Origin of the sequence: Lamprobacter sp. (genome assembly GCF_034860625.1) — a bacterium.
In the GTDB taxonomy this organism is placed as follows: Bacteria; Pseudomonadota; Gammaproteobacteria; order Chromatiales; family Chromatiaceae; genus Lamprobacter.
Window position 1 is genome coordinate 16,489 of sequence record NZ_JAYESN010000014.1, and the last position, 20,295, is coordinate 36,783.

General features: G+C 61.8%; 19 protein-coding genes. 7 read left to right on the plus strand and 12 right to left on the minus strand.

Features of this window, described 5'->3' with window-relative positions; translation table 11 throughout:
• Position 1: 1 nt before the first annotated feature.
• The 7 genes from ispC to rpsB all read right to left on the minus strand — a co-directional run bounded on the left by ispC (position 2) and on the right by rpsB (position 5,906).
• The gene (ispC, locus tag VBE63_RS05670; RefSeq protein ID WP_323682033.1) at positions 2 to 1,189 is read right to left on the minus strand and encodes a 1-deoxy-D-xylulose-5-phosphate reductoisomerase; all 1,188 of its coding nucleotides are present in this window, start codon (positions 1,187 to 1,189) and stop codon (positions 2 to 4) included.
• A gap of 13 nt (positions 1,190 to 1,202) precedes the next feature.
• The gene (locus tag VBE63_RS05675; protein ID WP_323682034.1) at positions 1,203 to 2,057 is read right to left on the minus strand and encodes a phosphatidate cytidylyltransferase; all 855 of its coding nucleotides are present in this window, start codon (positions 2,055 to 2,057) and stop codon (positions 1,203 to 1,205) included.
• Positions 2,047 to 2,823: a polyprenyl diphosphate synthase gene (gene uppS, locus VBE63_RS05680; RefSeq protein WP_323682035.1), complete on the minus strand. Its 777-nt coding sequence runs from the start codon at positions 2,821 to 2,823 to the stop codon at positions 2,047 to 2,049. Before uppS ends, VBE63_RS05675 begins: the two co-directional genes overlap by 11 nt.
• Positions 2,824 to 2,888: 65 nt before the next feature.
• The gene (gene frr / locus VBE63_RS05685; RefSeq protein ID WP_323682036.1) at positions 2,889 to 3,446 is read right to left on the minus strand and encodes a ribosome recycling factor; all 558 of its coding nucleotides are present in this window, start codon (positions 3,444 to 3,446) and stop codon (positions 2,889 to 2,891) included.
• On the minus strand, positions 3,443 to 4,171 hold the full coding sequence (gene pyrH / locus VBE63_RS05690; RefSeq protein WP_323682037.1) for a UMP kinase: 729 nt from the start codon (positions 4,169 to 4,171) through the stop codon (positions 3,443 to 3,445). The genes frr and pyrH overlap by 4 nt, the downstream gene beginning before the upstream one ends.
• Positions 4,172 to 4,201: 30 nt before the next feature.
• Positions 4,202 to 5,095 (minus strand): translation elongation factor Ts, encoded by an 894-nt coding sequence (tsf, locus tag VBE63_RS05695; RefSeq protein WP_323682038.1) that lies wholly within the window; start codon positions 5,093 to 5,095, stop codon positions 4,202 to 4,204.
• Positions 5,096 to 5,177: 82 nt separating this feature from the next.
• Positions 5,178 to 5,906 (minus strand): 30S ribosomal protein S2, encoded by a 729-nt coding sequence (gene rpsB / locus VBE63_RS05700; protein WP_323682073.1) that lies wholly within the window; start codon positions 5,904 to 5,906, stop codon positions 5,178 to 5,180.
• 365 nt (positions 5,907 to 6,271) lie between these two features.
• Here rpsB and map point away from each other — a divergent pair, with 365 nt between their 5' ends.
• The 3 genes from map (at position 6,272) to VBE63_RS05715 (ending at position 10,385) form a co-directional block, all read left to right on the plus strand.
• Entirely contained in the window at positions 6,272 to 7,114 is an 843-nt protein-coding gene (map, locus tag VBE63_RS05705) for a type I methionyl aminopeptidase (RefSeq protein WP_323682039.1), read from the plus strand.
• Positions 7,111 to 9,777, plus strand: coding sequence for a [protein-PII] uridylyltransferase (gene glnD, locus VBE63_RS05710; RefSeq protein ID WP_323682040.1), 2,667 nt, complete (start codon positions 7,111 to 7,113; stop codon positions 9,775 to 9,777). Before map ends, glnD begins: the two co-directional genes overlap by 4 nt.
• A 197-nt stretch (positions 9,778 to 9,974) precedes the next feature.
• On the plus strand, positions 9,975 to 10,385 hold the full coding sequence (locus VBE63_RS05715; RefSeq protein ID WP_323682041.1) for a hypothetical protein: 411 nt from the start codon (positions 9,975 to 9,977) through the stop codon (positions 10,383 to 10,385).
• 63 nt (positions 10,386 to 10,448) lie between these two features.
• On the opposite strand, the gene VBE63_RS05720 is transcribed toward VBE63_RS05715, so the two are convergent.
• Positions 10,449 to 10,865: a VOC family protein gene (locus tag VBE63_RS05720; RefSeq protein ID WP_323682042.1), complete on the minus strand. Its 417-nt coding sequence runs from the start codon at positions 10,863 to 10,865 to the stop codon at positions 10,449 to 10,451.
• Between the two features lie 222 nt (positions 10,866 to 11,087).
• Between VBE63_RS05720 and dapC the strand changes: the two genes are divergently transcribed.
• The 3 genes from dapC (at position 11,088) to dapE (ending at position 14,546) form a co-directional block, all read left to right on the plus strand.
• Entirely contained in the window at positions 11,088 to 12,281 is a 1,194-nt protein-coding gene (dapC, locus tag VBE63_RS05725; RefSeq protein ID WP_323682043.1) for a succinyldiaminopimelate transaminase, read from the plus strand.
• Positions 12,282 to 12,460: 179 nt separating this feature from the next.
• Positions 12,461 to 13,294, plus strand: a complete 834-nt coding sequence (gene dapD, locus VBE63_RS05730; protein ID WP_323682044.1) for a 2,3,4,5-tetrahydropyridine-2,6-dicarboxylate N-succinyltransferase — start codon at positions 12,461 to 12,463, stop codon at positions 13,292 to 13,294.
• Positions 13,295 to 13,373: 79 nt separating this feature from the next.
• On the plus strand, positions 13,374 to 14,546 hold the full coding sequence (gene dapE, locus VBE63_RS05735) for a succinyl-diaminopimelate desuccinylase (protein ID WP_323682045.1): 1,173 nt from the start codon (positions 13,374 to 13,376) through the stop codon (positions 14,544 to 14,546).
• 3 nt (positions 14,547 to 14,549) lie between these two features.
• On the opposite strand, the gene VBE63_RS05740 is transcribed toward dapE, so the two are convergent.
• Positions 14,550 to 15,638, minus strand: a complete 1,089-nt coding sequence (locus VBE63_RS05740) for a CHAD domain-containing protein (RefSeq protein WP_323682046.1) — start codon at positions 15,636 to 15,638, stop codon at positions 14,550 to 14,552.
• Positions 15,639 to 15,836: 198 nt separating this feature from the next.
• Between VBE63_RS05740 and tal the strand changes: the two genes are divergently transcribed.
• Positions 15,837 to 16,805, plus strand: a complete 969-nt coding sequence (gene tal, locus VBE63_RS05745; RefSeq protein WP_323682047.1) for a transaldolase — start codon at positions 15,837 to 15,839, stop codon at positions 16,803 to 16,805.
• A gap of 218 nt (positions 16,806 to 17,023) precedes the next feature.
• Here tal and VBE63_RS05750 read toward each other — a convergent pair whose 3' ends face one another.
• From VBE63_RS05750 to VBE63_RS05760, 3 genes are read right to left on the minus strand one after another with little or no spacing between them, the layout of a single operon-like run.
• Entirely contained in the window at positions 17,024 to 18,247 is a 1,224-nt protein-coding gene (locus VBE63_RS05750) for an O-succinylhomoserine sulfhydrylase (RefSeq protein WP_323682048.1), read from the minus strand.
• Complete coding sequence (purF, locus tag VBE63_RS05755) at positions 18,244 to 19,761, minus strand: amidophosphoribosyltransferase (RefSeq protein WP_323682049.1); 1,518 nt, start codon at positions 19,759 to 19,761, stop codon at positions 18,244 to 18,246. The genes VBE63_RS05750 and purF overlap by 4 nt, the downstream gene beginning before the upstream one ends.
• Positions 19,762 to 19,770: 9 nt before the next feature.
• Positions 19,771 to 20,262 carry a CvpA family protein gene (locus VBE63_RS05760; RefSeq protein WP_323682050.1) on the minus strand — a complete coding sequence of 164 codons (492 nt, stop codon included), beginning with the start codon at positions 20,260 to 20,262 and terminating at the stop codon, positions 19,771 to 19,773.
• Positions 20,263 to 20,295: the final 33 nt, after the last annotated feature.

Genomic DNA, 20,295 nt, shown 5'->3' on the forward strand with positions numbered 1-20,295 from the left:
ATTAAGCGGCCATTTGGAGCAGATGTTGTTCCGCGATCTGCCGTGCGCGGGCATCAACCGCGAGCAGATGCTCAAGGCCATCTGCGCCCACAGGCTCGGCTGGTAGCTGGTCCATCGTCCGCTCGACCAGTGTCGCGATCTGGGTAAAACCGATCCGTTCTGCCAGGAAAGCGGCTACCGCGACCTCATTGGCCGCATTCAGCACCGCCGCAGAGGTACCCCCTTCAGCGGCAGCACGATACGCGAGCGCCAAACAGGGGAAACGCTCCGGTGCCGGCGGCTCGAAGTCGAGATGGGCAGTCACAAACAGATCCAGCGGCTCGACCCCGGAAGCCATGCGCTCAGGCCAGGCCAGGGCATGCGCGATCGGGGTGCGCATGTCCGGGTTGCCCAGTTGCGCCAACACCGAGCCATCAGAGTACTGGACCATCGAGTGAATCACGCTCTGCGGATGGACAACGACCTGGATCTTTGCGGCTGAGGTATTGAACAACCAGCAGGCCTCAATGATCTCGAGTCCTTTATTCATCATGGTCGCGGAATCGACCGAGATCTTGCGCCCCATCTGCCAATTTGGATGCGCGCAGGCCTGATCTGGCGTCACTGCCGCCAGAGACTCAGGCGCCGCATCCCGAAACGGCCCGCCCGAGGCAGTCAGCAGGATACGCTCAACGCCGCACTGACCCAATCCCTCAGCAAAGCTTGGCGGCATGCACTGGAAGATGGCGTTGTGCTCGCTATCGATCGGCAGCAGCAGGGCATTATTCTCTGCCACAGCCCGCATCATGATCTCGCCAGCCACGACCAAGGCTTCCTTGTTCGCCAGCAAGACGCGCTTACCGGCACGGGCCGCGGCCAGGGTCGATTGCAGACCGGCGGCACCGACGATAGCCGCCATCACATAGTCGGTGTCGGGCAGTGCGGCAATGGTCTCGAGCGACTCGGCGCCCGCAAGCACCTCGGGCGGTTGCGACATATCCGCAAGCCGCTCGCGCAAATCAGCCGCGGCCGAGGCATCGACCATCACCGCGTAGGCAGGCTGAACGCGCCGGCATTGCTCGGCCATGCGCTCGACATTGCGCTGCGCACTCAGCGCGACCACCCGAAAGCGGTCCGGATGTCGAAGCACGACATCCAGCGTACTCACACCAATGGAGCCGGTCGACCCGAGCACCGTGATACCAATCATCGCCTCACCTCCGTCATTGCCCACCAATCAGCCAGATGTAGCCTAGTGCAAAGATCGGAGCCGCTGCCGTCAAACTATCGATCCGATCCAGCATGCCGCCGTGGCCTGGCAACAGAGAGCCAGCATCCTTGATCCCACGCCGGCGCTTAAGCAAGCTCTCAAACAGATCGCCGACCACCGACATCACCGCCGTGACCACGCAGATTAGAACGATGAGCAACGTCTTGAACGCCGACAAGCCAAGCAGGGCGGCGATGAGCGCGCCCCAAAGTGCCGCCGCGGCCAGCCCGGTGTAGACCCCCGCGCGGGTCTTGCCCGGGCTCAACAGGACCGACAGCTTTGCGCCGCCAAAATGCCGGCCACCAAAATAGGCCGCCGAATCCGCAATCCAGATCAACATCAGCAAGCCAAGCGTAATGCCGGGGCCATCCCCCGGAAGCCCGTGGAGCAACACCAACGCCAGCCAAGGCGCGACCAACACGAGCGCACCTAGCAGCAGCAACATCGGCTCGACCTGGCGCGGCTGATCAATGCGCTCGATCAAGCCTAATCGCACTGAGAGCAGGAGCCACCAGAGCGCGGCCAAGGCAACCATGACGACACCGAGCGCGTTAACGGCGGCAAGCCACAAGAACAGCAAGCACAGGAGCGTGAGGACCACGTAGCCGAGGCGTGCCTGCCGAGCCTCAAAACCCGCCAATCCTGACCACTCCCAAGCGCCCATCGCAACAAACAGGGCCATCAGCAGTGCGACCCAACCGGTCGGCAACAGCAGCACGCCGACCATCACCAAGGGCGCCAACAAGCCTGCGGTCAGCACCCGGGCACGCAAGGCCGGAGTCCACCAACCGGTCTGATCAGGTGCCATAGACTTCCGCTAACTCAGTGACCTGCTCGCTGGTGAGTCCAAAGCGCCGCTGACGTCGACCGAAATCCTTCAGGGCGGCGACAAAGGCGTCGGCATCAAACTCTGGCCACATCAGATCAGAGAAATAGAGCTCGGCATAGGCAGACTGCCACAGCAGAAAGTTGCTAATGCGTTTCTCGCCGCCCGTGCGAATGAACAGATCGGGCTCAGCTAGCCCAGCGGTGCAGAGCCGTGAATCGATGAGCTGCTCAGTGATCGCGCCTGGCTCAAGCCGGCCCGCAGCGACCTCCTGGGCAAGGGCGCGGGTCGATTGCGCAATGTCCCAGCGACCGCCGTAATTGGCCGCAACCTGTAGCAGCAAGGCATCGCCATCGCGGGTCGCCGTCTCGGCGGCAACGAGTTGGCGCTGCAGCCGGTCGGAGAACGCAGACAGGTCGCCAATGAAGCGCAGCTTCACGCCGTGCTCGGCAAGGCGGCTGACCTCAGTCCTCAGAGTACTCATGAAGAGCTCGAGCAGGGTATTGACCTCAGACCTTGGGCGCCGCCAATTCTCGCTGCTAAACGCAAACAGCGTGAGGATCTTCACGCCACTGCGGAGGCTCTGCTCGACCACAGCGCGAACACTCTTTGCCCCAGCGCGATGGCCTTGCGTCCTTGGCAAGCCCCGTTGTCGTGCCCAACGCCCATTGCCGTCCATGATAATGGCGACATGGATGGGTACCTTGAATGAGGCTCCTTCGCAGTCAACAATCGGCGCTGAAGACATGAATGATCAGCGAGCTTCACGAGGCAGTAACATGAGGCAAGGGAGACAGGAGACAGTCACGCGCCTCAAATCGCCATCAGATCCTGCTCTTTCTCGTCCAAGATCTGATCCACCTCTTTGACGAACTGATCCGTTAATTTCTGCACGATCTCTTGACCGCGGTGCTCATCGTCTTCAGAAATCAGCTTTTCTTTGACCAACTCCTTCAGCTCATGATTAGCATCGCGGCGAATGTTACGCACCGCCACTCGGGCCTGTTCCGCTTCTTGCCGAGCGATCCGCTGCAGGTCACGACGCCGCTCCTCGGTCAGCGCGGGCATCGGCACACGAATAACAGTCCCCGCACTGTTCGGGTTGACGCCGAGATCCGACTGGATGATCGCCTTCTCGACCGCCTGCACCATGGTGCGCTCCCAAGGGGTCACGGTCAGGGTGCGAGCATCCTCGACGGCGACGTTGGCGACCTGATTGATCGGCACGTCGGAGCCGTAGTAGCTCACCTTCAGGTGGTCAAGCAGCGAGGGGTGAGCTCGCCCGGTGCGGATCTTCGCAAGCTCGTGACGCAAGGCCTCCGCGCTCTTTGACATCCGATCAGCCGCGTCTTTCTTGATGTCGTCGATCATTGTTCGTTTCCCGTTACCACCAGCGAGCCAATATCCTCACCCGCCGCCACTCGGGCAAGCGCGCCGGCCTCGTAAATGTTCAAGATGCGCAGCGGAATCCCATGATCGCGGCAGAGCACAATGGCCGTTGTATCCATCACCTTCAGCCGCTCGGCGATGGCCTGATCATAGGTCAATCGTTTGTAGAAGATCGCGTGCGGATTCGTCATCGGGTCGTCAGAGAAGACCCCGTCGACCTTGGTCGCCTTGACCAGCAGATCAGCGCCGATCTCGACCGCGCGAAGGCTAGCGGCTGAATCGGTGGTAAAGAAAGGGTTGCCGGTTCCGGCTGCAAAGATGGTCACGCGCCCCTTGTCCAAATGCCTCAACGCACGTCGGCGAATGTAGTCTTCGCAGACCTGGTTCACCTTGAGTGCCGACATCACACGAGTGGGGACCGAACGGCGCTCAAGCGCATCTTGCATCGCCAGCGCGTTCATGACCGTCGCTAACATCCCCATGTGATCCCCAGTGACGCGATCCATGCCTTCGGCCGCCAGCGCGGCACCACGGAAGATGTTGCCGCCACCGATGACCAAGGCGATCTGCAGTCCTTGGCGGGCCAAGTCCGCGATATCGTCAGCCAGTCGCCCCAACAGTTTCGGATCGATGCCACAGGATTCATTGCCGAGCAGCGCCTCTCCGCTCAACTTCAACAAGATACGCCGATAGGGGGTCTGCGACACGATCCGATCCTTACGCCTTAGGGTTGACGGCTAGCCCTCGACCTGGCCAGCTTGGGCCTTGACCTCATCGGCAAAATTCTCGACCTTCTTCTCGACACCCTCCCCAACTTCCATGCGGACGAAGCGTTTGACCTCGGCGCCGCGCGCCTTGAGTAGATCGCCGACCTGGGTATCAGGGTCTTTCACGAAGGACTGACCGACCAAGGTCACCTCTTCGAGGAATTTTCGCAACCGGCCCTCGGTGATCTTGTCGATGATGTTGGCCGGTTTGCCACTCTCCAGCGCCTGAGCTTGGAAGATCTCGCGCTCCTTTGCAAGGGCCTCCGCCGGCACCTCTTCGGGCGAGACACAGAGCGGACTCGAGGCGGCGATGTGCATCGCGATGTCGCGCCCCAAGGCCTCATCGCCCCCAAGCATTTCGACCAAGACAGCAATGCGCACGCCGTGCTTATACTGATAGAAGGTGCCCACCGGGCTATCGAAACGCTGCATGCGGCGAACGGCCACATTTTCCCCGATCTTTGCGATCAGCGCCTGACGCGCCTCTTCCACGGTTTGCCCTGAGCTATCGGCCAATGGTTGACTGGCGAGCGCGCCTTCGTCGCTCACGCCGCTCGAGAGCGCCGTTTCGGCGACAGCGGCTGCAAAACCAGCAAAATGGGCATCCTTGGCAACAAAATCAGTCTCGCTATTGACCTCGACCACCACAGCTGTGCTGCCGTCGTCTGCGATACGCAGCTCAACGACCCCGTCCGCAGCAACGCGCCCGGCCTTCTTCGCGGCCTTTGCCTGCCCCGACTTACGCATCGCCTCGATGGCAGCGTCGATATCGCCATTCGTCTCGACCAACGCCTTCTTGCATTCCATCATGCCGGCGCCGGTACGCTCGCGCAGCTCCTTGACCAGTGCGGCTGAAATCGCCATGAGTCACTCCCGAAAATTAGATTAAGCCCGAGTCAGGCACGTCGCCCGCTCGGGAGAGATTCAAATGCGCCTAGTGGCTCGCTCAGCCAGCGGTGGCCATTTCAGGCTCGTCTGCAAGATCGCGTCCGCCGGCCATGGCCGCTGCGGTCTGACGCCCATCAAGGATGGCCGAGGCCGCACCCTCGATGTAAAGCCGCACCGCGCGGATCGCATCATCATTACCAGGAATCACGTAGTCGACGTGGCTGGGGTCGTTATTAGTATCGACCACGCCAACCACGGGGACGCCCAGCTTGTTGGCTTCATTGACGGCGATCTTCTCATGGCCGACATCGACCACGAAGAGGGCATCTGGCAACCCGTTCATGTGCTTGATGCCACCTAGGCTGAGCTCAAGCTTGTCGAGTTCGCGGCGCAGGGTGAGCTGCTCCTTCTTGCCGAAGCGCTCGATGCTGCCATCCTCGAACATGGTTTCAAGCTCTTTGAGCCGCGCGATGGATTGCTTGACCGTCTTGAAGTTGGTCAGCATGCCGCCAAGCCAACGATGATTCACGTAGGGCATATTGCACCGCACCGCCTCCTCGCGGATCGCCTCCTGCGCGGCACGCTTGGTGCCAACGAACAAAACCTTACCGCCGTTGGCCGCAAGCTTGCCCAGATAGCCCATCGCCTCTTGGTAAAGCGGCAGGGTCCGCTCGAGGTTGACGATGTGGATCTTATTTCGCTGCCCGAAGATGTAGGCCGCCATCTTCGGGTTCCAGTAACGGGTCTGATGGCCGAAATGGACACCGGCCTGCAGCATGTCCCGCATCGATACGTCGCTCATGATCATGTACTCGTATTGGGTTGGGCCTCCACGCGCCCCATGATGCAACCTCTAAACGAGGCACCCAGCATCATGTGTCGGCACGTGTGTGGCGTCTTGTTGCTCGCCGCGCGCGCAAGGGTTTCGGACCTTGACCTGACCCGCCGGCGGCGACATCTGTGTGAGAAGAAAACGCGGAGAACGGAACGCTGGCTGATTGCCCGACTCCGCTGCGTCTTATACCATGGCGGGTTCGATGGTCGCAAACCGCCGCGGTGTTAGTTAGGCGCTCGTCGTTCGCTCGACAGCGCGTTGCCGTCGCCGCTTTCACTCTTGAATCCAGCATCGCAGTCGCGGGACCCACGAACCTTATGAGTGTTGCTATCAAAAGCGCCGAGGAGATTGAAAAGATGCGGGTTGCCGGCCGGCTGGCCGCATCGGTGCTCGAAATGATCGAGTCGCACGTGGTTCCTGGCGTCACTACCGATGCACTCGATCGCATCTGTCATGACTATATCGTCAACCAGCTCGACGCCATTCCGGCCCCCCTCAACTATCGCGGCTTCCCGCGTTCGATCTGCACCTCGGTCAACAACCAGGTTTGCCACGGAATCCCAGGCAACAAGCGCCTAAAAAAAGGCGACATCATCAATATCGATGTCACTGTGATCAAAGGCGGCTACCACGGTGATACCAGCAAGATGTTCTTTGTTGGCGAGCCAACGGTGCTGGCGCGCAGGCTGGTCGAGATCACCCAACAAGCGATGCGGATCGGCATCGACGCGGCCAGACCGGGCGCAACCCTTGGCGACATCGGCCATGCCATCCAGACCTTCGTCGAGAAAAATCGCTTCTCGGTGGTGCGCGAATACTGCGGTCACGGTATCGGGCGCGAATTTCACGAAGAGCCGCAGGTGCTCCATTACGGCAAGCCGGGCGACGGACTCCGACTGCAGGCGGGGATGTGCTTCACCATCGAGCCGATGGTCAATGCCGGCAAACGCCACGTCAAGCTCCTCCCGGACGGCTGGACCGTCGTGACCAAGGATCGAGCGCTCTCAGCGCAGTGGGAGCACACCATCCTGATCACCAACAGCGGCCACGAGGTGTTAACCCTGCGCGAGGAAGAACGAGCGGCGGCCTCTGGTATACAAGGCGCCGACCTGGCTAAGGACAACGCAGCGCCTGTCCAACTGCGGACAGGCACCGGGTGAAGACCGAGGGCACCTTAGGGCTCGACCTCCTAGAGCGCGAGGCCGAGCTGCTCAGTGCCGATCCCAGCAGCGCCCTGAAGGGGTTTCGGCGAACCCTCAAGGATGGCCGCGACCGTCTCTTTGAAAGCTACGCACAGGGTATCCCTGTCGGTCAACTGCTCGCTGCGCGCTCGGCCTTGGTCGACATGGTGCTGCGCTGCGCCTGGCAGCGCTTGATGCCCGAGCCCAATGCCGGCGCCCTGATTGCCGTCGGCGGCTATGGCCGCGCCGAGCTGCATCCAGCCTCGGACATCGACCTCTTGATCTTGGTCGACGAAGGCCAGCTCGAGCCCTTGCAGGGGCCTCTCACCGAGCTAGTGACCTTTCTCTGGGATATCGGTGTCGAGCTCGGCCATTCGGTGCGGACACTCTCTGAGTGCGCGGCCGCCGCGGCCGATGATCTCACCGTCATCAGCAACCTGATCGAGGCCCGTTTTATCACCGGGCGCGGCGCGCTCTTCGACCAGCTGCAAGCGGCGATCGCACCGGATCAGCTGTGGCCGACCGACCGCTTCTTCGAGGCCAAGATCGAGGAGCAGCACAAGCGCTGGCGGCGCTATGGCGAGACCGCCTACAACCTCGAGCCGAACATCAAGGAGAATCCGGGCGGGCTGCGCGACATCCAGATGATCTCTTGGGTGACCAAGCGCCACTTCGGCTCAGACTCGCTGCACGAACTGGTCGAGCATGGCTTCCTGACCGAGAGCGAGCACCTCGCGCTGATCGAAGGCCGCGCCCTGCTCTGGCGGATTCGCTTCGCGCTGCATCGACTCACCGGTCGTCACGAAGATCGGCTGCTGTTCGACTATCAGCGCACCCTGGCCGAGCAATTTGGCTACAGCGACCACAGCGACAACCTCGCCGTGGAGCAGTTCATGCAACAGTACTATCGCACCGTGATGGAGCTGAACCGGCTCAACGAGATGCTGTTGCAGTTGTTCCGCGAGGCGATCCTGCTGCACGATCGCATCGGCCCGCCAGAACCGATCAACCGCCGTTTCCAGAGCCGCAGCGGCTATCTGGAAGTCACCCATGACAAGGTCTTCAAACAGCGGCCAATCGCGCTGCTTGAGGTCTTCCATCAGCTGCAACTGCGGCCAAACCTGCGCGGGGTGCGCGCATCAACCATTCGCTTAATCCGCGAAAATCGCCATCGCATCGACGACGACTTCCGCGAAGATGTGCGCGCGCGCAGCCTGTTTATGGAGATCCTGCGCCACCCCAGCGGGGTCACCCAGACACTGCGTCGGATGAACCGCTACGGCGTGCTCGCCAGCTACATCCCAGCGTTCGCCAACATCGTCGGGCGCATGCAATACGACCTCTTCCACGTCTATACCGTCGATGAGCACACCCTGCGCGTGCTGCGCAATCTGCGCCGCTTTTCAGTGCCCGCGCACGATAACGAGCTGCCACTCTGCAGCGCCGTGGCAAGGCGCGTCCCGAAGCTCGAGATCCTCTATCTAGCCGGCCTCTTCCACGACATCGGCAAGGGTCGTGGTGGCGATCATTCGCTGCTCGGCGCCCATGACGCCTGGGACTTCTGCCAACTGCACTATCTGAGCGAATTCGATAGCCGATTGGTCGCCTGGCTGGTCGAGCACCATCTGCTGATGTCGGTCACTGTTCAACGCAAGGACATCTCTGATCCGGCCGTGATCCAAGCCTTCGCCGAGCAGGTCAGCGATATCAACCGGCTCGACTACCTCTACCTGCTGACGGTCGCCGACGTTCGCGGCACCAACCCGAAGCGCTGGAGCAGTTGGAAGGACGCCTTGCTGCGCGAGCTTTATCAAGCCGCCCGGCGCAGCCTCAACCGCGGGCTCGACAATCCGCAGGCGCAGGATGTGCTGATCGAGCAGAAGCAGATCGAGGCCATGCGCATCCTCGCGCGCCAAGGCGTCGAGGCCGAGGACTGCCGCAACCTTTGGTTCCGCTTCTCGGTCGACTTCTTTGCCCCCAGCCAGCCGGAGGAGATCGCCTGGCAGACCAAGCGCATCCTCGAGTCCAGCCCTGAAGAGCTGCCGATCGTCAGCCTGCGCTTGCTGCCAACACGCGGCTGCACCGAGATCTTCATCTACACGCGGGATCGCGAGAGCCTGTTCGTGCAGATCACGGCCCTGCTCGACCAGCGCAACCTCGACATCGTCAATGCGCGCATCATGACCACCGATGACGGCATCGCGCTGAACGTCTTCCAAGTCCTGACCCGCGACCATGAGCCGCTGGACCAAGGCGAGCCCAGCGAGGAATTAGCGAGCGAGCTACGCCACGAATTGCAGCAACCGCCGAACGCCGAGCTGCGCGTCAACCGCCGGCTGCCGCGCCAGTTGCGGTACTTCCCGATCGAGACCCGCATTAGCTTTACCGAAGATGCCACCAATCAGCGCACGCTGATGCACCTCACCACCCGCGACCGGCCAGGACTACTCGCCGAAATGGGCGCCGTCTTCGAAGGCTGCGATATTCAGGTACAAGGGGCCAAGATTGCGACGGTTGGCGCCGAAGTCGAAGACGTCTTCTTCATCGCCACCCGAGATGGGACGCCGGTGCGCTGCGGGCAGACCCTGAGCTGCCTACGACGAGAGATCCACGACCGCCTTGACCAAAGCTCAACCCCCTGAATCCCCGACGCTTGAAATTTGCCAGGCAGATGCCAGCTCAATTTTCCCAAAAAGAGCCATTCGGATTGACGATGTCGATCGCACGCCCTTGTTCATTATGTCCTTTCTTATTGCTCATCGTCTTAGGCTTGACGAGCACCCAACTGGTTGCGACGGAGCTAGACAGACAGACAGAGGGACCGCCGGGACCAGGGCCAATGCATGCCATGCCGGGTCAGATAGGCCCGCCGTCATCAACACCGCCTTGGCTCGAAGAGGTGCGAGCCCAGCGGCGCGCCCTGCGTGAGCAGCGCCGCCATGCGCACGAGGCACGCATGAAGGCATTGGACCCGATCGGGGCCGCTCAACGCGATGAGCACAAAGAGCTGGTGCGACGACGGCAAGAAGAGATGCGCGATCTGTTCGAAACTGAGCGTCGACTCTATCTGAATCGCGGCCCTTGGTTCAGTCCCCTGACCCCCAATCAGCCGTTGGCGCCGGCCCTCACCCCCTTCGCTGGCGGCAGTCTCAACCCCCAAGTCAGGGCAGCTGACGAACAACCCAGCGACAGCACGCGCGGTCTAGCCCCATCCGACTGGAACAATCTCTGGTATTACAACGGTTGGTAAGGCTGCATGGCGGTGTTCGCACCGGAAGCCCCTTGAGGCAGCCTGCTGAGTCTGTTCACGAAGCTAGCGCGCCGCCGCCCCTGAAGACGGGGCGTCCGTTTCAGGGTCAGGCTGCTCAATCACCTCGAGCGCGTTGGCATCGGGATCACGCGTGAACAACGCCCGGCGCCCCGAGCGGCTCAGGCTGTAGCCGATGCCAGCGCCTTCAAGCAGCCTGGCCACCGCATCCAGATGCGTCACCACAACGGCGAGATGCCGATCGCGCCCACCGTGCGGAGGACGCCTTTCGATGGGGTCAGGATTGGGTAGCTCCAACAGGTGAATCTGCTGAGCGCCAATCCGCAGCCAGGCGCCGGGATAGCCGAGCTCTGGCCGCTCAGGATCGACTTCGAGGCCGAGCAGATCCCGATAAAAGCCAAGCGCGCGCTCGGTGTCGGCCACGATCAGGCTGACATGATGGATAGCATGGATCAGACGCATCGAATCGATTCCCCCTTGTGATGGCGGAGAGACCCACTCGAACCCAAACGAGGACTCATCCCCGGCCCTGATCAAACAGCACCTCGGCATGCTGGCGGTCGTCGTCATCACCGCTTGAGTGGAGCAGATCAGCCCCCTAGCCTATACTCGCGGATTATTTCACGAACTCCGTTTTCGACGGCGCGGCCACTCAAGGCCCGCAGCGTCGCCACGCTCGTTGCCATGAACCCAAACCTCAGCCGCCTGCAACCCTACCCGTTCGAGAAGTTGGCGGCGCTCATGCGCGATATCGAGCCCGCGGCCGAGATTCCACCCATCTCCTTATCGATCGGCGAGCCCAAGCACGCGACCCCGTCATTGATCAGCAATGCCTTGGTCGCGCACATCCACCAGCTCTCCAGCTATCCGAGCACCCGCGGGCTGCTCGAGCTACGTCAAACGCTTGCCGACTGGCTCTGTCGCCGCTTCAAGCTCGGACCAGCGGCGATCAACCCTGAGACTCAGGTACTGCCGGTGAATGGCACCCGTGAGGCCCTGTTCGCCGTCGCCCAGGCGCTGATCGACCCGCGCGATGCGGCGCTGGTGCTGATGCCGAACCCCTTTTATCAGATCTATGAGGGGGCCACGCTGCTCGCTGGGGCCACACCTTATCTGCTCCCCTGCACCGAAGCAACGCAGTGGCGACCAGACCTCGAGTCAGTACCCGAGGCGGTCTGGAAGCGCTGCCAAATGATCTACATCTGCTCACCCGGCAACCCGACCGGCGCGGTCATGGACCAAGCCCAGCTGATGCGGCTGATCGAGCTGGCGCAGTGGCACGATTTCATCATCGCCTCTGACGAATGCTACGCCGAGCTCTATCTTGACGAGGCGAGCCCACCGCCCGGTCTGCTGCAGGCCGCCGCTGCCCTGGGTCTCGACGATTATCGGCGCTGCCTCTGCTTTCACAGCTTATCGAAGCGCTCCAACGCGCCGGGGCTGCGCTCCGGTTTCGTCGCCGGCGATGCGCAGCTCATCGAGCCGTTCTTCCAGTACCGCACCTACCATGGCTGCGCGATGCCGTTGCAGCATCAGCAGGCGAGCCTGCTGGCCTGGCAAGATGAGGCGCATGTGATCGAGAATCGGCGCCTATATCGCGAGAAGTTCGCTGCCGTGCTCAAGATCCTGGACGGCGTGCTCGAAGTCAACGCGCCGCCAGCCGGCTTCTATCTCTGGCCGCGCACGCCGATCCCAGATGATACGTTTGCGCGCCGCCTGCTCGCCGAGCAGAATCTGCGCGTACTGCCAGGGCGCTTCTTATCGCGCGCCGACGACCAGGGCGACCCCGGTCTGAACCATATCCGCATGGCGCTGGTGCCACCGCTCGACGACTGCATCGAGGCCGCACAGCGCATCCGCGCGGTCTGCGAGCAGTGATGAACAGGCGCAGGGTTTGCCAACCATTGCCTTAAAAACCGTCCATCAACCTCTTCCCGATTTGAGAACCAGTGTTGGGCGATCATCGGGAAGTCGAAAATGGACGGCCACTTAGCACCGCCTTTCCAACACCCCCTCTCTTCAACATTTTCTTTTCATCAGTCTCCACAGGAGCCCCTATGTCCGACCAACACAGCGAACAGCAAGCCATCATCGAGCAGGCCTTCGAGCATCGCGCCGAGATCACCCCACGCACGGTCGAAACCCGCGTGCGCGATGCCGTCCTCGATACCATCGAGCGCCTTGATCGCGGTGAGCTGCGCGTCGCCCAGCCACACGATGGCGACTGGGTGGTCAACGACTGGATCAAGAAGGCGGTGCTGCTCTCGTTCCGCATCGAAGACAACCAGTTCATCAAGGGCGGCTTCACCAACTATTACGACAAGGTGCCCTCGAAGTTCGCCGACGTCAGCTCCAAGGACTTCCGCGATGGCGGCGTGCGCGTGGTGCCACCAGCCACCGCCCGGCGCGGCTCCTATATCGCGCCGAGCTGCGTGCTGATGCCCTCCTACGTCAACATCGGCGCTTATGTCGATTCCGGCACCATGGTCGACACCTGGGCCACGGTCGGCTCTTGCGCGCAGATCGGCAAGAACGTGCACCTCTCCGGCGGCGTCGGCATCGGCGGCGTGCTCGAACCGATCCAGGCCGCGCCGACCATCATCGAAGACGGCTGCTTCATCGGCGCCCGCTCGGAAATCGTCGAGGGCGTCATCGTCGAGCAGGGCGCGGTGATCTCGATGGGGGTCTACATCGGCCAGAGCACTAAGATCTATCATCGCGAGACCGGCGAGATCACCTATGGCCGGGTGCCCGCCGGCGCTGTCGTCGTCCCCGGCAACCTGCCCTCGAAAGACGGCAGCCACAGCCTCTACTGCGCGGTCATCATCAAGCAGGTCGACGAGAAGACCCGCGGCAAGGTCGGCATCAACGAGCTGCTGCGGGATATCTGAGCGCATGCTCCACAACCAGTGCGCCTAGCCAAGGCCCCAAACACTTTTCAGTCTCGCCGCTTCTCGATAGATCAGCCGCATGATGTCCACAGACACCAACGTCTCCCCGACCCTCGATCTGGCCCTAGACCTGATCCGCCGGCACTCAGTCACCCCTGAAGACGCCGGCTGCCAGCCGTTGATGGCCGAGCGGTTGGCGGCACTCGGCTTCACCATCGAGCCGATGCGCTTCGGTGAGGTCGACAACCTCTGGGCACGGCGCGGCAGCGACGGCCCGCTGTTCTGCTTCGCCGGCCATACCGATGTGGTGCCGCCCGGCCCGCTCACCGACTGGGCCTCTGATCCGTTCGCGCCCGAGATCCGCGACGGCCTGCTCTATGGCCGCGGCGCCTGCGACATGAAGGGCTCGCTGGCGGCGATGATCACCGCGACCGAGCGCTTCGTCGCTGAACATCCCGATCATCAGGGCTCGATCGCCTTCTTGATCACCAGCGATGAGGAAGGCCCCTCGATCGACGGCACCCGCCGCGTCGTCGAGGCGCTCTCAGCGCGCGACGAGCGCATCGACTATGCCTTGGTCGGTGAGCCATCCAGCCATCAGCGGCTCGGTGACATCATCAAGCATGGCCGACGCGGCAGCCTTGGCGGCCGGCTGCGCATCCGCGGCAAGCAAGGCCATGTGGCCTATCCGACGCTCGCCGACAACCCTGTGCACCGCGCGGCACCCGCCTTAGCCGAGCTCTGCACGGAATGTTGGGATGAGGGCAACGACCACTTCCCCCCAACCAGCTTCCAGATCTCGAACATCCACGCCGGCACCGGCGCCGACAACGTCATCCCTGGCGAGCTCGAGGTCCTGTTCAACCTCCGCTTCTCGACCGAGCAGACGCCGGAAAGCCTCCAACAGCGCATCCACGCCATCCTTGACCGCCACGGACTCGATCACCAGATCGACTGGCGCGTCTCCGGTCATCCGTTCCTAACCCCCACCGGCGCACTGGTCGACGCCACCCAAGCCGCGATCCTCGCTGTCACCGGCGGGCCGACTCAGCTCTCGACCGTCGGCGGCACCTCGGACGGACGCTTCATCGCCCCAACGGGCGCCCAAGTCGTCGAGCTTGGCCCGATCAATGCCAGCATCCACAAAGTCAACGAGTGTGTTGGCATCGACGAGCTAGATCAGCTCTCGGCGATCTACACCGACATCCTGCGCCGATTGTTAACCCCATCAACCGCAGATAGCGCAGATTAAAGGTTATGCCGCTCGCTGATGCCGAGAGAGAGGGTCAGTGGCCAGCAATATCCTAAAGCGCCGAGCATTTTTCGCGCTGCTGAAACCGGCGAAGATCGCGCTGAATCGATCCCGGACGCATGCCTGGTCCTGCAGCAGTTGCCCGACCAGCGCTCCCATCGCCAGCAGCGTTGCAGGCGGCAGCGCATGATCGCCAGCGCTTGACTCAGCGTACTCGCGCAGGTGCGCGGCCTGAACTGCGGCATCTTGGAATCGGCCAAGATGATCAAGCAGCAGTTTGATCTGCTTCAGCTGCTCCCGCATCCGGCCCTTCGGGTACAGGCCCTGAAAGAATTCCATCAAGTACCGGAGCTTCTTACAGCTCTTGCGCAACTCGTGCAGATCCTCTGGCGGTGACTGCTCCGTGATCGCGTTACCCTCAGCACGCACCCGCTTGAGCATCTTTCGAATCCGCTGATCAGCAACCTGCTTGATCGGCGCGGCAGCCTGCTTGGGCAGCCATGCCTGTAACGATCGCTGCTCGCCATCGACACAGGATCGCTCGCCGATACCATCAGCCTTACCCGTCTGGGCGAGGCTCGCATCAGGCTGCCCTTCAATCCGGCTGCTTACCGCCTCAACGCCCGGCACCGGCGCATCGATAAAGGCTTGCCAGTCTTGCAACAAGCGAATGCATTGCGGCGACCCGAGCTCGCTCGCTAGCTGACGTTGAGCCTCCGCATGGCGCTGAAGCAGCTGCGCATACAGTGGTTGCAAGTCACGCCTCAAGGCCGGCGGCAAGCGCTGCTCTATTGCTGGGAAATCGAGCAGATAGACATCGAGATCGCGCACCGGTCCAGTCACCTGCTGCAGCCAGGCAAAACGCTGCTTGAAATCAGCGACGACATCTTCCGGAAAGACCTCTTTGATCTGCCCCAGTGCCGAGCGTGTCCGCCGGGTCGCAACGCGCAGATCGTGCAGGTATTCGCTATCCAGGTTCTGGCGCGCGCCTTCGATATTCGCCTTGATCGTCTCTAGCTGACCGCGCAGGATCTGCTTGGTCGCCAGATCCGCCCGCTGCCCAGGATCAAGCACATCCACCGGCTCTTGCATCGTTTTTCGCACCTTGTTGAAGGACTTCAACGGCTCTGGCCTGGCTGGCCTGGGCGATCAACCATCCTTACATTATCCATCAATCAATAAGATTCAGCAGCCAAGTGTCGACCCCCTATTCCCAATCTTGAGCGGCATCCACTATGGTAAGGCCCTAGGCAGACACTGACCCATTCCGGCCCATCCAAGGTGACCCATATGAGCAAGCTCGAGCAACTCAAGACCATGACCACCGTGGTCGCCGATACCGGTGACTTCGAGGCTATCGCCGAGTACAAGCCGCAGGATTCGACCACGAACCCGTCACTGCTCTATAAGGCTGCGCAGATGTCAGCCTACCGCCATCTGGTCGAAGACGCGGTGAGTTTTGGCAAAGACAAGGGCAACAACGCCGACGAGCATGCCCTCTGGACCATGGATAAGTTGGCTGTCAACTTCGGCGCCGAGATTCTGAAGATCGTGCCCGGCCGCGTCTCCACCGAGATCGACGCAAGACTGTCATTCGACACCCAAGCCACCATTGCCCGCGCCGAGGGCCTGATTCAGCTCTACGAGGATATTGGCGTTGATCCGCGCGAGCGCGTGCTGTTCAAGATCGCCTCGACCTGGGAAGGCATCCGAGCTGCCGAGCAGCTCGAAAGCCAAGGCGTGCATTGTAATCTCACCTTGCTGTTCAGCTTCCCGCAGGCCGTCGCTTGCGCCGAGGCCGGGGCCACACTGATCTCACCGTTCGTCGGCCGCATCCTGGATTGGTACAAACACGCCGAGAATGTGAATGGCTATCCCGCAGACGAAGACCCGGGTGTCAAATCGGTGACCCAGATCTTCAACTACTTCAAGCGCCACGGCTACAAGACCATCGTCATGGGCGCCAGTTTCCGCAATCTCGATGAGATCCTCGAGCTTGCTGGCTGCGACTACCTGACCATCGCGCCCAAGTTCCTCGCCGAGCTCGCCGAGACCGAGGGTCCAGTGCCGCGCAAGCTTGACGCCGAAGCGGCGCGATCAATGGACCTGCCCCGCGTTAGCTTTAACGAGCAGGAGTTCCGCTGGGCGCTGAACGAAGACGCCATGGCGACCGATAAGCTCTCGGAAGGCATCCGACTCTTCGCCGCCGATACCCACAAGCTCGAGGAATTTACCCGAGAGATCTGCAAGAACTGCTGAACGCAGCAGCCACCGACGGCCATCGATAACGGAGCTCGAAGGCAATGGATTGCTCGATCCGCTCCGCAAGGCGGTCATATCTCGATGGTTTGTCGATCCACGTCGCCATAAAAGTGCGCGCTATCGCGTCGCAAACCCGCTACAGAGGTCTCCAAACTAGTCAATCGCTGCTTGATCTCGCGCACAATGAAACCGAATCTCTAGGAGCGCCGCCGCAGTCACATCGGGCCCGCGGCAAGTCCGCGCGCCAGATCGGTCTGAATATCAGCCACATCCTCAAGCCCAACGGCGATCCGGATCAGCCCCTCGCTGATACCCGCTGCGGCTCGCGCCTCGGGACTCAGACGACCGTGGGTGGTGGTCGCCGGATGGGTGATGGTGGTCTTGGTATCGCCGAGGTTCGCGGTGATCGAGAGCATCTGGGTGGCGTCGATCACCGACCAGGCGGCCTCGCGCGCTCGGCTCGGATGGGCCGATGCCACCTCGAAGGCGATGATGCCGCCGCCGGTCTGCTGCTGTGCCTCTGGACCAGCGCTTGGGCCGTCACGGGGGCCATCAGCGATCAGATGATGCTGCGGGTGATCCGGCAGACCGGGATAGTAGACGCGCGCGACGGCCGGATGTGCGTCGAGCCACTGAGCCAGCAGCAGCGCGCTCGCGGCGTGGGCTTGCATGCGCAACGACAGTGTCTCTAGTCCCTTCAGAAATAGCCAGGCATTGAAGGGACTCAGCGAGGGACCGGCGGTGCGCACGACACCGTAGACATCTTCGCCAACCCGCTTGACATCCCCAACCACGGCGCCGCCAACGCAGCGACCCTGCCCGTCCAGATACTTGGTCGCCGAATGGATCACCAGATCGGCGCCATGCTCGAGCGGGCGCTGCAGCGCCGGTGTGCAGAAGCAATTATCGATAGCGAGCAGGCAGCCTCGCGCGTGGGCAATCTCGCTCAGCGGTCGGATCGCGACCATCTCGGTAAGCGGGTTCGATGGGGTCTCAGCAAAAAGCAGTTTGGTCTCGGGGCGGATCGCGGCGGCCCAGGCATCAAGGTCGCTGAGCGGGACGTAGTCGGTGGCGATACCGAAACGCGCAAGGTATTTGTCGAACAGCATGGTGGTGCTGCCGAACAGACTGCGCGCGGCGAGGATGCGGTCTCCAGCCTGCAGCAAGCCCATGCAGGTGGCCAGGATCGCGGCCATCCCGGACGCGGTTGCAACGCAAGCCTCACCGCCCTCGAGCGCTGCGAGCCGTTGCTCAAAGGCACGCACGGTCGGGTTGGTAAAGCGCGAGTAGATATTCCCCGGTTGCTCGCCAGAAAAGCGCGCGGCGGCCTCAGCGGCACTCTCGAAGACAAAGCTCGAGGTGGCGAAGATCGGCTCGCAGTGCTCACCCTCAGCGGTGCGCTGATGCCCAGTGCGGATCGCGCGGGTCGCGAGCTTCATGCGGTGTTGTAGAGCTCGATGACGGTCTCGTCCTGGCGCGACTGACGCTCTTCCTTGGCGCCATCGTTGCGGGCGCGCTCCAACTCTTCGAGGTAGCCCGGCGTCACATCGCCGGTCACATAAACCCCATCGAACACCGAGGTATCGAAGCGGTCGACCAGACTCTTGCCGCGCTTCTGTACCGCGTCGATGAGATCATCGAGGTCTTGGAAAAAGAGTCGGTCAGCACCGAGTTCCTCCTCGATCTCGGCCTCGCTCCGATCGTGCGCGATCAGCTCGCTGGCCGAGGGCATATCGATCCCGTAGACGTTCGGATACCGGACCGGCGGCGCGGCGGATGCGAAGTAGACCTTTCGAGCACCGGCGTCGCGCGCCATCTGGATGATCTGCTGCGATGTCGTCCCACGCACGATCGAGTCATCGACCAAGAGCACGTTCTTCTTGCGAAACTCAAGATCGATCGCGTTCAGCTTCTGGCGCACCGACTTCTTCCGCACCTGCTGTCCCGGCATGATGAAGGTACGGCCAATGTAGCGATTCTTGATGAAGCCCTCGGCATAGGGCACGCCAAGATGATTGGCCAATTGCAGCGCGGCGGTGCGGCTAGTGTCTGGCACTGGAATCACGACGTCGATGTCGTGATTGGGCCAGACCCGTTTGATCTTGCTCGCCAGCTTCTTGCCCATGCGCGAGCGCGCCTTGTGCACCGAGATGTTGTCGATGATCGAGTCTGGCCGCGCAAAGTAGACGAACTCGAAGATGCAAGGCGAGAGCACCGGCTGCGGCGCACATTGCTTGGTGTGCAGATGGCCGTCGATATCGATGAAGACACACTCACCAGGGGCAACATCACCGATCAGCTCAAAGCCAATGGTGTCCAGCGCCACACTCTCGGAGGCGATGATGTATTCGTCACCAGCCTCAGTCTCGCGCTTGCCGTAGACCACCGGGCGAATGCCGTGCGGGTCGCGAAAGCCGAACACGCCAAAGCCCGGGATCATTGCCACCGCCGCATAGCCGCCGCGACAGCGTCGGTGCACACCCTCGACGGCGCGAAAGATGTCTTGCTCGTTGATGCGCAGCTTGTTCTGCAGCTGCAGTTCGTGGGCGAAGACGTTGAGCAGGATTTCGGAATCAGACTCGGTGTTGATGTGTCGGAGATCATCAACGAAGACGTCGCGTTTCAACTCTTCCGCATTGGTCAGGTTGCCGTTGTGGGCCAGCACAATCCCATAGGGTGAGTTGACGTAGAACGGCTGCGCCTCAGAGGAGCAAGAGCCGCCGGCGGTCGGATAGCGGACATGGCCGATACCCATGTTGCCGCGCAGGCGCAGCATGTGTCGGGTGCGAAACACATCACGCGCCAGCCCGGTATCTTTGCGCATGTGTAGCTTTTTGCTGTGGCTGGTGACGATGCCGGCGGCATCCTGGCCCCGGTGCTGGAGCACCAGTAGGGCGTCGTAGAGGATCTGATTCACCGGCGACTTGCCGACGATACCGACGATTCCACACATGGTCCTGCCTCAGAATGCCTTGATGCGCTCGGTCACATCCGGCGGCACCTGCTCCAGCATCCAATCCGCGAGGATCTTAAACTGATCGAGCAGTTGCGATTGCTCCCACCAGGGGTCCGCAGTGAGCGGCGTGAGTGAGGCCAAAAAGACCATCAAAGCGACCAGCACCACACCTCTTGCACCGCCAAAGACCACACCTAGAAGACGGTCAGTGCCGGTCAATCCCGTCTTGTCGACCAGGGTCGCGAGCAGGTAGCCAAAGATCGCGCCGGCGATCAGCACAGCAAACACCAGGATCAAGACCGCGACCCCGATCCGCAACGAAGGTGTCGAGATCCAAGGCGTCAACTGAAGGGCGACAGGCTCGTAGAACAGCCAAGCCGCTGCCAACGCGGCCACCCAGACCACCAGAGAGATCACCTCGCGTACCAAGCCTCGCGCGAGCCCGACTAGCGCCGAAAGCGCGATGATGGCGATGATGACGTAATCAACCCAGATCATAGTTGGTCCTGCCTAAACCTCGTCGAGCCCTAT

Excerpts from the sequence above, each read along its gene's own strand:
- VBE63_RS05715 (WP_323682041.1), top strand. The coding sequence starts at position 9,975 with ATGCATGCCATGCCGGGTCAGATAGGCCCGCCGTCATCAACACCGCCT.
- dapE (WP_323682045.1), top strand. The coding sequence starts at position 13,374 with ATGATGTCCACAGACACCAACGTCTCCCCGACCCTCGATCTGGCCCTA.
- purF (WP_323682049.1), bottom strand. The coding sequence starts at position 19,761 with ATGTGTGGAATCGTCGGTATCGTCGGCAAGTCGCCGGTGAATCAGATC.
- uppS (WP_323682035.1), bottom strand. The coding sequence starts at position 2,823 with ATGTCTTCAGCGCCGATTGTTGACTGCGAAGGAGCCTCATTCAAGGTA.
- map (WP_323682039.1), top strand. The coding sequence starts at position 6,272 with ATGAGTGTTGCTATCAAAAGCGCCGAGGAGATTGAAAAGATGCGGGTT.
- frr (WP_323682036.1), bottom strand. The coding sequence starts at position 3,446 with ATGATCGACGACATCAAGAAAGACGCGGCTGATCGGATGTCAAAGAGC.
- VBE63_RS05720 (WP_323682042.1), bottom strand. The coding sequence starts at position 10,865 with ATGCGTCTGATCCATGCTATCCATCATGTCAGCCTGATCGTGGCCGAC.
- VBE63_RS05675 (WP_323682034.1), bottom strand. The coding sequence starts at position 2,057 with ATGGCACCTGATCAGACCGGTTGGTGGACTCCGGCCTTGCGTGCCCGG.
- VBE63_RS05750 (WP_323682048.1), bottom strand. The coding sequence starts at position 18,247 with ATGAAGCTCGCGACCCGCGCGATCCGCACTGGGCATCAGCGCACCGCT.
- dapC (WP_323682043.1), top strand. The coding sequence starts at position 11,088 with ATGAACCCAAACCTCAGCCGCCTGCAACCCTACCCGTTCGAGAAGTTG.
- rpsB (WP_323682073.1), bottom strand. The coding sequence starts at position 5,906 with ATGCGGGACATGCTGCAGGCCGGTGTCCATTTCGGCCATCAGACCCGT.
- VBE63_RS05740 (WP_323682046.1), bottom strand. The coding sequence starts at position 15,638 with ATGCAAGAGCCGGTGGATGTGCTTGATCCTGGGCAGCGGGCGGATCTG.
- VBE63_RS05760 (WP_323682050.1), bottom strand. The coding sequence starts at position 20,262 with ATGATCTGGGTTGATTACGTCATCATCGCCATCATCGCGCTTTCGGCG.
- ispC (WP_323682033.1), bottom strand. The coding sequence starts at position 1,189 with ATGATTGGTATCACGGTGCTCGGGTCGACCGGCTCCATTGGTGTGAGT.
- tsf (WP_323682038.1), bottom strand. The coding sequence starts at position 5,095 with ATGGCGATTTCAGCCGCACTGGTCAAGGAGCTGCGCGAGCGTACCGGC.
- dapD (WP_323682044.1), top strand. The coding sequence starts at position 12,461 with ATGTCCGACCAACACAGCGAACAGCAAGCCATCATCGAGCAGGCCTTC.
- tal (WP_323682047.1), top strand. The coding sequence starts at position 15,837 with ATGAGCAAGCTCGAGCAACTCAAGACCATGACCACCGTGGTCGCCGAT.